The organism is Citrobacter sp. Cpo040, assembly GCF_030332915.1.
GTDB classification, from domain to species: domain Bacteria; phylum Pseudomonadota; class Gammaproteobacteria; order Enterobacterales; family Enterobacteriaceae; genus Citrobacter; species Citrobacter portucalensis.
Window position 1 is genome coordinate 381,951 of the sequence record NZ_JAOWGX010000034.1, and the last position, 14,090, is coordinate 396,040.

Consider the following 14,090-nt stretch of genomic DNA (forward strand, 5'->3'; position numbering starts at 1 on the left):
TTATTGTTGACCTGAAAGCAACAATAATAGCATAGGAGCCTGATTCTTTTTCAACCGGGATTCATCACATACTAATGCTAAATACCTATGCGGAGAGTGTGGCAATGAAGAGCGTTGTTAATTACTTACAGAAACATACTGACCTTATCATGGAAGATATCAGCGATTTGGTACTGGCTGAGTCTCCTTCAACTGATAAAGCTGCTGTTGACCACTGTGGTGACGTTTTAAAAGCTATTTTCGAAAAGCGTCTGGGTATACAGGCTGAAACTGAAAAACAGACACATTACGGTAACCAGTTAAAATTTGTTCTGGGAAAAGAGGGCCCGCAAACCACAATTTTGGGGCATTTTGATACGGTCTGGGATAAAGGGGTACTCTCACTTCGCGAAGAAGAGGGGAAATGGTATGGCCCGGGGATCCTCGATATGAAAGCCGGGATGATTCAGTCTATCTGGGCGGTTCGTGCGTTAAAAGAGAGCGGGCAGCTCGGTGGTAAGCGCATTGTTTTCCTGTGCAATAGTGATGAAGAACTCGGAAGTCCAAGTTCGAAGGAATGGATTATCCGTAATGCTACAGGATCTGAGCAAGTATTGGTTGTTGAACCGGCGACAACTCATGGTGATTTAAAAATTGCCCGTAAAGGCACTGGCCGCTACCGCATTGCTATCACAGGTCTTGCTGCGCATGCAGGCAATAATCCAGGTGAGGGGGTTAGTGCTATTGAGGAAATGGCTTTTCAGATCCTCAAATTGCGAGAGTTGAATGATCCTGAGCGCGGTACCACCGTTAACGTTGGTATTGTACGGGGTGGCAGTAGGGTCAATGTCGTCGCGGATTCTGCCGAATTAGAAATTGATACCAGAGTGGAAAATCAGTCAGAAGCTGCACGGATCCATGATGCTATCACCCGTTTGACACCTCATTTGCAGGGTAGCCAACTCAGGATTGAAGGAGGGCAAACTCGCCCACCGATGGAACGTTCTTCAGCTTCCGAACAGCTATTTGAAAAAGCGCAAAAGATTGCGGAAATACTGGGCATTACGATTACCGCTAAATCGGCTGGAGGTGGTAGTGATGGAAACTTCACCGCGGCGTTAGGTATTCCTACATTAGATGGCCTTGGTGCGACAGGAGCCGGTATCCATGCGCTCCATGAGCATATATTACCCGAAAATATCGTTACCAGAACCGCATTGGTTGCTGGAATGATGCTTAACGATATTAATTCTGATGATGGGGCATAATTTTAGCTAAATACATCATGCACACTCAACGACATTATTGTTTGTTATCCTCATGTAACCACTGTGGCTATATGGATTATTGATATCTTGACGAATAAATAACAGGAAATATCCATGAGTGCTTTTATTATTGCGATAGTTATTACTGTCGTTGCGGCTTGGTTAATTATCAAGAATTACCAGCCGCAAACTGTTTTGCTGTTAGCGGGGCTTTCCTTGTTAACAATTACAGCCATTTTCTACCCTGAAAAAAGTATCTTATATGGAAATGCAAAATCCACAGGGTCTGTCTGGATTGATATATTTGCTTTTGTAAAAGGTTCATTATCAACGCAGGTAGCAGGGATCGGTTTGATTATTATGGCGGCCGGTGGTTTCGCCAGCTATATGGATCATATTAAAGCTTCAAAGGCCATGGTTGATGTCTGCATTCGGCCGCTGGAGACTTTAAAAGCACCTTACCTGATCCTTGCCATCGGCTACATTTTTGCGCAATTGCTCCATGTTGCCATCTCCAGTGCAGCGGGCCTTGCAATGTTATTGCTGGTGACATTTTTCCCGGTCTTGGTTCGACTTGGGGTAAGTAAGGCTGCTGCCGCGGCCATGATTGGCATGTGTGCCTTTATGGATCTTGGGCCGGCCGTTGGCACCGCGAACTTAGCTGCTGAATATGCTGGCATGGAAACAGCACTGTATTTTGCTCATTATCAGATGCCGGTAGCTGCGGCGGTGATGGTTGTCGTTTCTATATTAATCTATTTTACGGCGAAATATTTTGACAAAAAAGATGGACATGTTGTTGCGTCACAACGTGCTGTGCCTCCCGAGATTGCTGAAAAAGATGACGCGCCAGCACCTAAGTTCTACGGGTTATTGCCCATTTTTCCTGTCGTTCTGGTACTGGTGTTCAGTCCGTTGGTTGTTGATACCATTAAAGTAGATGTCGTGACTGCAATGGTTATCGGAACTATTGTCGCCTTTATTTTTGAGCTATGTGTAAAACGAAACTTTAAAGAGTGCTGCAAAGGAGTACAAGTCTTCTTTAAAGGTATGGGGAGTATGTTTACCAGTATCGTTTCATTACTGGTATGCGCCGAAATTTTCGCACAGGGATTACAAAAAATTGGTGCAGTGGATTATTTACTCGATGCGACACATAACGCTGGCTTTGGTTTCACCAGCATGACGATTGTAATGGCATGTTTGGTCGGGGTAACGGCCGTACTGACAGGGTCGGGGGTTGCAGCCTTCTTTTCATTTGCCGGTATGGCGCAGTCTATTGCAACAAAATTTGGTATGAACGCCGTACATATGCTTCTGCCAATGCAACTGATGGCTGGGATGGGACGCGCAATGTCGCCTGTTGCCGGTATTATTATTGCCGTCAGTAAATCGGGTGAGTGTTCCCCATTTATGATCGTGCGCAGAACGGTCATTCCGGCACTTGGTGGAATCATAACTATGCTAATCGCTAATACGCTAATTTCCAGTATGTAAGAGTAACTGAATACGGAAGGTTTTTATCTGGATGAACACTATGTTAAATGAAAATGTAGATAATTTGCTCTATATTCCTTACTCAGGTTCTGTTCTACTCGAATCTCCTCTTCTTAATAAAGGAAGTGGTTTTAGCGAAGAGGAACGAGTGATATTCAATCTGGAAGGGTTGCTACCCAATGCAGTTGAAACAATTGAAGAGCAATCCCATCGAGCATATCGCCAGTTTAGCGATTTTAAGTCTGCTATTGCACAGCATATCTACCTTAGGAACATTCAGGACACTAACGAAACACTATTCTATTATCTGGTGAATAAACATTTAGCAGAAATGCTACCTATTATTTATACACCTGTTGTTGGCCATGCATGCGAACATTTTTCTGATATTTACCGTAGGGCCAGAGGGTTATTTATCGCATGGCCGGATCGCCATAAAATCGATGATATATTGCACAATGCCACGAAACAGCATATTCGTGTCATCGTCGTCACCGATGGTGAACGGATCCTGGGACTTGGGGATCAAGGTATTGGCGGCATGGGGATTCCAATCGGCAAACTGTCTTTGTATACCGTCTGCGGTGGTATAAATCCGGCAAATACATTACCCATTCTGCTGGATGTTGGAACCAATAATTCTCAACTGCTAAATGATCCTCTTTATATGGGATGGCGTCACCCAAGAATTACCGGGGAAGAATATTTTGAGTTTGTGGATATGTTCATAAACGCGGTTAAACGTCGATGGCCTGAGGTCCTACTGCAATTCGAGGATTTTGCTCAGCAAACGGCACTTCCTCTTTTGGAGCGATACAGAGATGAGATGTGCTGTTTTAATGACGACATCCAGGGAACTGCTGCCGTCGCGCTAGGATGTTTAATGGCGGCAAGCTCAGTCTCCGGTCGTTCATTATGCGAGCAAACAGTTGTATTTCTGGGGGCCGGATCGGCTGGTTGCGGTATTGCGGAGCATATTATTCAGCAGATGATCGCTGAAGGCTTGTCTGAAGTGGAAGCTCGCGCCAGAATTTATATGGTGGATCGGTTCGGATTGTTGACTGATGACCAGGCAAACCTTCCACCTTTTCAGCGACAACTGTCACAGCCTCGAACGATCGTCGAAAGCTGGGGTGTGGAAAGCGAAAAAATGACGCTGATGGATGTTGTTTGTCACGCACATCCTACGGTGTTGATAGGTGTTACCGGCCAACCAGGCTTGTTTAGCGAAGCTATTATTAGGGAAATGTACAAGTACTGTAAGCTCCCAATAATCATGCCGTTATCCAACCCAACTTCGCGGGTCGAGGCGAGGCCGGAAGATATTATTGAATGGACAGATGGAAACGCCATTGTTGCAACGGGAAGTCCATTTAATCCCGTAATATACAAAGGGAAGGAGTATCCCGTTGCACAATGTAATAATGTTTACATCTTCCCTGGTATTGGTCTAGGGTGTCTGGCAAGCCGCGCCACACGAATTACAGAAAATATGTTAATAACGGCAAGCCGAACGTTAGCCTCTTTTTCGCCAATGAAAAGCAATAAAGATTCTCCATTATTACCGGATATAAATAATATTCAGGAGGTAACAAAGGCCATTGCCTTTAGTGTTGGTATTGCAGCGCAACGCGATGGCGTAGCCATTCGTATACCGGAGGAATCATTACGAGGCAAAATTGACGAGATTTTTTGGCATCCGCAGTATCGTCAATACAGACGGACCTCATACTGACGCTAATCAACCTCCTCTCTGGAGGGGGATTGACGCCACTCATCGATAGGGAGGTTGGATTTTGACACAATGCATCTTATTCTCAACGCAAGACACCCTTGCTGACCGATGGCGAAGGTCATGGGATATTAACCCGTTACTCAGGGAAGGCAGCAATGACAGATTATTGGTGGAAAGACCTGGTTGATCGTAATAACCAGTGGCAAGGGTTGGAACTGATCTTCAAAGAAAATCAAAGAACTGAGCCAGCGATGGAAATGCTCAGTGGCCATTTTGGGCGTATGGCATTGCAGCTCGCCGGAGAGCCGTTATTCTGGGCTTCAATGCTTGAAGATCATTCCGGCGTTTGGCTGGTTTTTAATGCAGATCATCCACGGAGCCAGGAGATATTACCTGCGGTAACTTCTGAAGATATTGAACGGATAAAAGCCAAAGGCGAGCAGGTGCGGATCGGCGAATGGTGCCGGTATTTTGTTCGTCAGTTAATGAATGCGCCAACACCATTACTCTCACCGCAGCGTTGGTTGATAAGACCGATGTTACCGATTCAATGTTCATCGCGCTATTCCAGTCCCCAACCCATTGCGTTAGAAAACTGGCGTTTCTCAGCGCCAGAAAGCACTGAAAATATTAACTGCCAATGGACGCTGTACGTTGAAGATTTCCCTGATCTGACGCAGCCGGAAAACGTCAGATTGGTTGACTGGTGGTGGGGCGGTTATTTGCTGCGGGGGCGTTATGCCATTCAACCCAATACGGGGAGATTAAAATGGTGGCGTAAAAAATGCCGAGAGGGGACGTTGCCGCCGATACTGGTCTGGTATATCGCCGGATTAGGATCTTATGTGATCCTTGATGGGCATTATCGATTACAGGCGGCGATCGAAGAGCAGATCCCCCCTTTATTTCTGGTGTTGAGCGAGCTTAATGAAACGGAATATCCTGCCGATGCTGCCCATCAGGCGCGTATCGTTCAGTCGCTGGAAAAGCAGCTGGCTAACAACCCCAATTACAGTGTCAATGCGGTAAATCAGACGCTGATTAGTCTCTATGACAGACGATATCTTTACGCGTCAACGCATAGCCGCGCTACTCTCGGTGAGGGAACCCAATGGGCTACGGAGGTGGAACGTTATCTGCAAAAACATCATCTTGATGCGTATCGGGACAAGATTTTTCAGCGGGTTAAAGGAGATTGATTTTTACCCTAAATTTTTTCGATAAAACGCGAGCCAGCTTCTGATAACTCCCGGCGGTGGCATTCAGACGGGAGTCATCGTTACTTATCGCTCCTGTTGCAACTCGATATCAGAACACCGGCAAACCCAGTCCTTGCTTCACTTCTCTTAATGTCTGCTGCGTAATCTCGTGCGCCTGCTCGCTTCCTTTTTTGAGCATCGCCATCAGCATGCCTTTATCCTGAATGTAGGTTGCACGCCGCTCGCGCATTGGCGCGATGAGTTCTTGCAAGCACACTTCCAGCTCGTTTTTGCATGTCCGGTCACCCAGTCCACCCCGTTGGTAATGCGTTTTCATTTCCGCCACTTTTGCTTTATCCGGATGAAAAGCATCGAGGTAAGTGAATACCATATTGCCGTCTATTTGCCCTGGGTCGGACACTTTCAGATGATTAGGGTCGGTGTACATTGCGCTGACCGCGCGGTGAATGGTTTCTTCGCTGGCTGACAGGAGCAATGTGTTACCAAGCGATTTTGACATTTTGGCATTTCCGTCGATCCCTGGAAGGCGGCTGGTTTCACTCAGCAGCGCTTTGCAGTGCGATAGGACGGGGGCCGGTAACAGGCTATTCATCTTATGCACTATCTCATTAGTCTGTTCAATCATTGGCAACTGATCGTCGCCGACGGGAACGACTTCGGCTTTGAAGGCCGTAATATCTGCCGCCTGACTGATGGGATAAACCAGAAAACCAACCGGTAACGAGCGGGCGAACCCTTTCTGCGCAATTTCGTTTTTGACCGTAGGATTACGCTCCACGCGAGCCACGGTGACGATGTTCATATAAAGCGCGGTTAACTCTGCGAGAGCAGGCAGTGCAGATTGCAGACAGATGGTGGTAAGTGACGGGTCTATTCCTGCGGCAAGATAGTCGGCAAGTACTTCGGGAATATTGTTGCGGATCTTTTGCGGTGTGCTGCCGTTATCGGTTAACCCTTGTAGGTCAGCCACCAATATAAACTGCTGATAATCGTGTTGCAGCGTGGCGCGCTGGCGCAATGACCCCACATAATGGCCAAGATGCAGCGGGCCGGTGGGACGATCGCCAGTGAGGATGATGGTTTTATTGTTCATGTAAGACTCCTTAGTCATAAAACCGAAAGGGGTCTCTAAATGCAAATAACCGCCTTTCGGCGGTTATTTAAAATGAGGAAAACACATTCTGACCGCCTTTAAGAAGGCAGCCACCACAGGTTGTGATTAAAACCGTTGATATCGTGTTTTGTGTTCATCCAATTAACATACCACCTGGCGTAGAGGTAAAGCAATGCCCGAAGTGCTGGCTCATATCAGCTCGCTTCCAGCATGCCAAAGCTCACAATGCGCGAACGACCTAACTCTTTCGCGCGGTACAGTGCGACATCTGCGGCGCGTAACAGGTTGTCGCTCTGGGCATGCTGCGGGTAACTGGCGACACCTATAGAGACATCCACGTGTCCAATATCGGAAACGCCAAAGCGCAGCGACAGTTCGCGTACGCCGTTGTAGATTTCCGTAGCAAAGCGGTTAGCGGCCTGTTCATCCGTATTGGCCAGCAGTACCAGAAACTCTTCACCGCCGTAGCGGAAGGCCATGCCGCTGTCGTGGACAACGCGCTGAATAGTCGCAGCGATACTTTTGATTACGCTATCGCCTGCCTCATGGCCAAAGCGGTCATTAATACTTTTAAAATGATCGATATCGATCATCAGGCAACTGATCGGTTCTTTGTTACGCACTGCCTGGCTCATCTGGGTACGCAGTGTATCTTCAAGATGATGACGGTTGCGCAGTCCGGTTAGCGGATCGTAGAGCGCTTTCTCCAGCAGGGCGTCACGCAGACGCTGGTTGGCTAATGCGAGGCCGAGTGCTTCTGCCATCAGCTCCAGATATGCACGGGAGGGGGCGGAATGATCGCTAAGGTTCTGGAATGAGAGCAGGCCGATGGCTTCGCCCTGGGCAATCAGCGGGACGCACAGAGTGTGGTGCTGGCATGACTCTGGCAGATGGTAGCAGGCGATATCGGGTTCACCTTGTACCGGAGGATGACTCTGGCCGCGGCGCACAGCCCAGCATTCGTCCGGGTGGAACGCATCCGCTTTACCCTGCGGAGAAAGCCATTGTGCAACGCAGCGCATTTGCCAGGGTTCCTGGTCCAGTATGTAAAGCCGCCCGGCAATACCTGGAGCAATATTCGGTGCAAACAGCTCTGCCACATTGATGACATCGGCAAAACTCTCGCAACCCTGCAGACGTTGCGTCATGCGCGCCAGCAGATCGCGGATTGCCCAGTCTGCATCTCGCTCTTTCTCCAGTCTCTGACGCGCCAGACCGTTCTCGCGAAATATCCGGATCGCCTGTGCCATGTCGCCTATTTCATCTATCTGGTTAAAACTGGGCGTCTCAACGGCATAATCCTGCGATGCGAGACGGTTTACGACATCGCTCAAACGCACGACGGGGCGCAGGACGCGACGCTTTAAAATGAAACCGAGAACGAATAAAAACAGCAGCGCCGTCAGACCGACCATCACTTCAGAGGCCGTCCGCAGCATGCGGGATGACTGGGTTGCATCTTCAATCGTATTACGTACGCGGTTATCGAGCAGTTGGCGGAAATGATCTATCCGGTCCTGGGCGCGTTCCAGTTCCTGTTCATAGCTTTTCCCATAGAGCAGGGCAATAGCCTGCGACTCTTCTGCGCGCGCGATGCTGGCAAACGCCGCAGCTTGCTCGTCCTGCAGGGCATCAACAATCTGCAGCCCTTCGTGCAATAGCGCCAGCTCTTCATCCGTTGCTCCAAGGTCCTTGAGCTTCGACAGACGATGCTCAACAGCTTTCAGGGACGTTTCTTTCTGACGGTAGGCGTCAAGCACCTCAGGATCTTTTGCAATAACATAGTCGCGTGCCAGGTCGGACAGCGACCAGGCATCGAGTTCGACTTCTTCGGTAAGTTGATCGAACTGATAACGCTGTTCTACCACCTGGCGTTCTGTGTTATCGGCGCTGGATGCCATCAGCATGACAACGCCTGAAGCGATGGTCAGGCATACCGTCGCGCTATAGGCCCAGTTGGTGATTGTGGCAATTCGCACTGATTAGTTCCTTCTGCGACGATTAATGAATACGCATGATTGCAATTATAGGAAACGCATGATTTTGCGTGAAAATAAAAAAGGCGGTCCCGAAACCGCCTTCTGTTATCGTCCTGCAATCATAAATCTGGAGGATTTTTTCCTTCTTCCATAAAGGCTTCGTCGATTCCTTCCACGTTACCTTCATGGTCACGCCCGGAAAACAGGTTCCAGCAGGTTATGAATAGTGCAGCAATCAGGGGGCCAATCACAAAGCCGTTAATGCCGTAGATCTCCATGCCGCCGAGAGTGGTAATCAAAATCAGATAGTCCGGCATTTTGGTGTCTTTACCTACCAGCAGCGGGCGCAGGATATTGTCCACCAGCCCAACGATAATCACGAAGAAGCCAACGATAAACAGCCCTTGCCATAGCTGGTGGGTGGCGAACAGGAATATTGCTGCAGGTACCCAGACGATCGCTGAGCCCACGGCAGGCACGAGGGAGAGAAACGCCATCAACGCCCCCCACAGAACGCTGCCGTCGATATCCACAATTGCAAACGCGATGCCGCCAAGAATACCCTGAACCAAAGCGACGACCGCCGTGCCCTTAACGGTTGCCCGCGTCACGCCGACGAATTTGGCAAACAGGTGCTGTTTGGCAAAATCAGAAAGGGGTAATGAGTCCAGAATCTGGCGCACCAGATACGGTCCATCCTTCAGTAAGAAGAACAGCAGATACAGCATGATGCCAAAACTGATAGCAAAGCCGAATGTGCCTTTCCCGATCAGAAATGCACTGCCAGCAAGGTACTGCCCGCCTTGCAGCACGACATCGGACAGTTTTTTCTGGATCTGCGCGACATCATCCAGATTGTGTTCTGCCAGAAATCCTCTGGCCCAATCAGGAAGGTACGAAAGAATAGAAGTGACGACTTCCGGGAACTGCGTGTCATTCTGTTGCAGTTTGGTGTATACCACGTTCAGTTCAATGGCCAGCGATGACAGGATTACCATCAGCGGGATAAAGACAATCAGACAGATAATGGCGATGGTAATCAATGATGCCAGCCCGTTGCGTTCGCCAAGCGCGCTACGCAGTCTGTTTTTTACCGGGTTAAAGATAGTCGTTAATATCGCGGCCCACAAAATGGCGGAAAAGTAGGGGGACAATACATCGAAGAACGCCCAGGTCACGAGGGCAAGTATGAAAATGAAGAAACCTTTAGTTAGTCCGTTAAATCGCATTAGTGAACCCTGTAATGAGAAACAGTCCCGACTATAGAACCGTTCAGGGGATTTACCAACTTTAGCAGCAGATATTTAGAATAAAGATGTTGCACTAAGGCTACATTCTTATTGTCCTTGCTTCACTGGCGGGAGAGCTATCCTCGCCTCCGAAATCAATTTCTCCACTGCTTCAAGAGGGATACTCTCTTCGTAGCAGGTCAAAAAGAAATCTTGTGTAACGTCAGAATAGAAAACTTCAGCCACTTGCCGTAAAGGAGATGTCTCACTGACAGATAATTCCAGATACATGCCATCACGTAGCACATCGCTTCCTCGCCTCAGTTCAAACTTAATCTTAGACATATACGAATTCCTTCTTTTCAACGATACTCTTATGTCTTGACTTCAAATAAGCAGCGTTATTACAGCTCTTCAGGCAGATTTAAAATCAACGTCGCATAATTTTTCGATATCCAAACTGCACCTTAATCAGTCCGGCGCATGGCAGACAGCCTCAATATTATGGCCATCAGGTGCAATGACAAATGCGGCATAGTAGTTTTCACTATAGGAACGTAAGCCAGGTGCTCCGTTATCCTGGGCTCCCGTGCGCAAAGCAGCATTGTAAAATTCATCAACTTGCTGCCGGGTTTTTGCGACAAACGCCAGATGCAGAGGAGCCGGCTTGTCATTCGTCTGGAACAGACAAAGTGAAACATTCTCGGAGCCCATTTCAACACCGTAGCTTGGTGTGCCTTCATCGATGAGTTCTACGCCAAGCGGCTGAAGCGCGTTGAGAAAGAAAATTTTACTTTTTTCGTAATCACTTACACCGATTTTCACATGATCGAACATTCTTTATTCCTCATGAAGATATGAACAAATAAAGAGTATATAAAGAGATTGAAGTCGCATTCACGTAAGAACCTGTCAATGTGATGAACATCAATTTAGAGATCTATATATCTACAGTACCTGCCTTTGCTGTTTTAATTGGATTCTTTGATTGCCTGGTTTGTATCCCGCCTAAATATTCATTAGGAATGGCACGATTATGGGGGATACTTACACTTGCATCTATCAGTTCAACTCACAGCAGATAACTTACGCTATGATTTAATAGTGAAACCGTCATTTTTTCCCGAAAAGGGTCGTCAATTAACGAGGGGGTCGCTATGAACACTCAGCCTGTCATCGGGATTAGTGGATGTTTAACTGGTTCAGCCGTGCGATTCGACGGTGGGCATAAACGGATGGGGTTTGTGATGGACGAGCTGGCTCAGTGGGTGACTTTCAAACCTGTCTGCCCAGAGATGTCCATCGGTTTGCCTGTACCACGTCCCGCTTTGCGTCTGGTTCAAACCGCCCAAGGGAATGTCCGCATCTGTTTTAGCCATGAGCCTGGTGAGGATGTAACCGATAAAATGTCCGATTTCACCAACTCATATCTTCAGGGACTTGGTGGCCTCTCGGGTTTTATCGTCTGTGCTAAATCACCGAGTTGCGGTATGGAAAGAGTGAGACTGTATGACGAGAAGGGAAATCGTGGGCGAAAAGAAGGGACTGGTCTGTTTACTGGCGCGTTAATGGAAACCTACCCGTGGTTGCCAGTCGAAGAAGATGGCCGCTTGCACGATCCGGTGCTGAGGGAGAACTTTGTCGAACGCGTGTTCGCATTGCATGAGCTTAATAGGCTGCGGGCCAATGGTCTTACTCGCCATGGCTTACTCAACTTTCACAGTCGCTATAAGCTCCAGCTTCTGGCTCATCACCAGGCCGGTTACCGGGAAATCGGCCCATTCGTTGCCTCGCTTCACCAGTGGGATGATTTGGAGGCTTTTTTTGTTGTCTATCGTGAAAAGCTCATGACGATCCTCAAAAAGCCCGCCTCACGGAAAAATCACACCAACGTATTGATGCATATCCAGGGCTACTTCCGCGAACAGTTGAACACCCGCCAGCGCGGAGAGTTACGTGACGTTATCCTCAACTATAGCGGTGGGCTGCTGCCAATATTGGCGCCTCTGACGCTACTCAAGCACTATCTGGCTGAATACCCAGACAGCTATCTGCTTACCCAGAACTATTTTGATCCTTATCCGAATGATTTAGCGCTACGGTTGATGATCAAATAGTCTGAGAGCGATTCAACCGTTTCTGATTTTCTCATCGATACAAGGCTGAGGTTTACCAAACAGATATCCTTGGGCGAAATCGCAGCCCAGCGCCTGAAGGCTTTTTAGTTGTTCCTGCGTTTCAACACCTTCAGCAACAGCCTTCATATTGAGGGATTTCGCCATGCCGGTGATCAGTTTGATGATATTAAGCGCATCTTCCTGTGTGGATATTGAATGGACAAACGACTTGTCTATTTTAATTTTATCGAAGGCAAGCCTGCTCAGGCGCGAAAGGGAAGAATATCCGGTACCAAAATCATCGATGGAGATTTTTACACCCATGGCTCTGAGTTTATTAAGTGTATTCATCGGCGTCGTACTCTCAGTGAAGAGAGAGGATTCTGTTACTTCCAGTTCAAGACGATCGGCTGGGAGTCCAGTTTCTTTCAGAATAGACAGTACGATACCGACAAAGGCTTTGCTGCTTAGCTGGACAGGAGAGACATTCACTGAAATTTTAGCCGGAACCGCCCAACAAGCCGCTTCCCGGCAGGCAATTTCAAGCACAGCTTTCCCCATCTCATTAATCATTCCGGTTTTTTCAGCAACAGGAATAAAGTTATCCGGCGACAGGAGGCCCTTTAGAGGATGGAGCCAACGAATTAGGGCTTCATAGCTATAAATTTCCTGGCTGAAGGAGTCAACAATGGGCTGATAATAAACCACGAATTCTTTGTTCACTATTGCCAATGCCATATCATGCTCAAGCGTTCTGCTTTCTTGTAGCTTTTCTAACATTCGTTGTCGGAAGACTTTTATCTTACCAGAGCCTTCACCTTTGGCTTCATAAAGGGCCAGATCGGCAAATTTATAAAGATAGTCGGAACGACGTTCAGTGTCTGAGATAACAATGCCAACACAGGTGGTTATGTTGATAATCGTGTTATAAATAGTGTAGGGCTGGCTGATAAAGTCACATATTTTCTGGGCGCGCGAAACGGCGTGGCTTTCTGTCAGGCCGCTTGAGAGAAACGCAAATTCATCTCCACCCAGGCGATACAGCGTATCCGAGGTAAGGCTCATCGAAACCAGTCGGTCTGATATCTGGCGTAGCAACATATCACCGGCATCATGACCATACGTATCATTTACCTCTTTGAATCGATCTAAATCAAACAACATCACAGTCACAGAATCGTGATTTTTTTCTGCTCTCTCAATTGTTTTATTTAAATCGCTCCAGAATAGCTGACGGTTATTCATCTCGGTAAGAGAGTCATGGTAGACGTCATATTCTAGTTTAGCATTCTGCATTTGCAGTTTTTCTTTAGATTTCTGCAGTTCTTCGGCAAGACTCTTGACCTGCAGGTGCGCCCGCAGAATATTTCTGTTTTGATAGAAAATGAGCACGCCCAGAATCGCACTCAGTATTATCAGCAGCACAGAGGTTGCAGAATAAATATAGTACAGCGTCTGAATTTTTTGGTTGGCGTTATTGATCGAGTTAACATCTTTGTTTAACGCACCAGATGAAAGACGACCCAGTGGCGCATCCAGAGTATGCATTTTTTTCAGATAAGCCTGGAGTGCTGAACGGTTCATTTTTTCTAGATTAACATCCAGAAAATTAAGGGTATTTTCAAGTTTTACCGCCAGTTCACGGTGAGCTATATTGCTTTCGATGTAGCGCCCCAGGTCACCTTCTTTTATCAAATCACTCTGGCTAAGCATAATGTCGAGGCGCATGCGTACATCATCGAGATTCATCGTATCATCGATAGTGTAAAGACCAAGCAACGATTCAAATCGGTAATATTGTGATACCAGCTGAGCAGCAGACCAGGAATCGGTGTAGTGAGTCAGTTTCTGTAACTCTTGTTGCCGTTCATGCACGAGGAAAGAGATATACCCGGTAGATATAAAAAGAAAAAAGATGATGCCAGCCAGTATTCTGTTCATGATGTTCCTCT

At 47.5% G+C, this 14,090-nt stretch carries 11 protein-coding genes; 5 read left to right on the forward strand and 6 right to left on the reverse strand.

Annotated features, from left to right (window positions below; all coding sequences use genetic code 11):
* The first annotated feature begins 104 nt into the window (after positions 1–104).
* The 4 genes from OGX86_RS06640 (at position 105) to OGX86_RS06655 (ending at position 5,678) form a co-directional block, all read left to right on the forward strand.
* The gene (locus OGX86_RS06640) at positions 105–1,247 is read left to right on the forward strand and encodes a M20 family metallopeptidase (protein WP_136391832.1); all 1,143 of its coding nucleotides are present in this window, start codon (positions 105–107) and stop codon (positions 1,245–1,247) included.
* A gap of 114 nt (positions 1,248–1,361) precedes the next feature.
* On the forward strand, positions 1,362–2,744 hold the full coding sequence (gene dcuC, locus OGX86_RS06645; protein ID WP_136391833.1) for a C4-dicarboxylate transporter DcuC: 1,383 nt from the start codon (positions 1,362–1,364) through the stop codon (positions 2,742–2,744).
* A gap of 40 nt (positions 2,745–2,784) precedes the next feature.
* Positions 2,785–4,479, forward strand: coding sequence for an NAD-dependent malic enzyme (locus tag OGX86_RS06650; RefSeq protein ID WP_136392508.1), 1,695 nt, complete (start codon positions 2,785–2,787; stop codon positions 4,477–4,479).
* A 155-nt stretch (positions 4,480–4,634) separates the two neighbouring features.
* Positions 4,635–5,678: a ParB/Srx family N-terminal domain-containing protein gene (locus OGX86_RS06655; protein WP_213786279.1), complete on the forward strand. Its 1,044-nt coding sequence runs from the start codon at positions 4,635–4,637 to the stop codon at positions 5,676–5,678.
* Positions 5,679–5,787: 109 nt separating this feature from the next.
* Here OGX86_RS06655 and trpS read toward each other — a convergent pair whose 3' ends face one another.
* The 5 genes from trpS to OGX86_RS06680 form a co-directional block, all read right to left on the reverse strand.
* Positions 5,788–6,792 carry a tryptophan--tRNA ligase gene (gene trpS / locus OGX86_RS06660; RefSeq protein ID WP_048214282.1) on the reverse strand — a complete coding sequence of 335 codons (1,005 nt, stop codon included), beginning with the start codon at positions 6,790–6,792 and terminating at the stop codon, positions 5,788–5,790.
* A 215-nt stretch (positions 6,793–7,007) separates the two neighbouring features.
* Positions 7,008–8,792 (reverse strand): diguanylate cyclase, encoded by a 1,785-nt coding sequence (locus OGX86_RS06665; RefSeq protein WP_213786274.1) that lies wholly within the window; start codon positions 8,790–8,792, stop codon positions 7,008–7,010.
* 119 nt (positions 8,793–8,911) lie between these two features.
* On the reverse strand, positions 8,912–10,021 hold the full coding sequence (locus OGX86_RS06670) for an AI-2E family transporter (protein WP_136391834.1): 1,110 nt from the start codon (positions 10,019–10,021) through the stop codon (positions 8,912–8,914).
* Between the two features lie 108 nt (positions 10,022–10,129).
* Positions 10,130–10,366, reverse strand: a complete 237-nt coding sequence (locus tag OGX86_RS06675; protein WP_048226638.1) for a hypothetical protein — start codon at positions 10,364–10,366, stop codon at positions 10,130–10,132.
* A gap of 126 nt (positions 10,367–10,492) precedes the next feature.
* The gene (locus OGX86_RS06680) at positions 10,493–10,858 is read right to left on the reverse strand and encodes a VOC family protein (RefSeq protein WP_048214280.1); all 366 of its coding nucleotides are present in this window, start codon (positions 10,856–10,858) and stop codon (positions 10,493–10,495) included.
* Positions 10,859–11,178: 320 nt separating this feature from the next.
* Here OGX86_RS06680 and OGX86_RS06685 point away from each other — a divergent pair, with 320 nt between their 5' ends.
* Complete coding sequence (locus tag OGX86_RS06685) at positions 11,179–12,138, forward strand: YbgA family protein (protein ID WP_136391836.1); 960 nt, start codon at positions 11,179–11,181, stop codon at positions 12,136–12,138.
* Between the two features lie 12 nt (positions 12,139–12,150).
* On the opposite strand, the gene OGX86_RS06690 is transcribed toward OGX86_RS06685, so the two are convergent.
* Positions 12,151–14,079 carry a putative bifunctional diguanylate cyclase/phosphodiesterase gene (locus OGX86_RS06690; RefSeq protein WP_048226634.1) on the reverse strand — a complete coding sequence of 643 codons (1,929 nt, stop codon included), beginning with the start codon at positions 14,077–14,079 and terminating at the stop codon, positions 12,151–12,153.
* Positions 14,080–14,090: the final 11 nt, after the last annotated feature.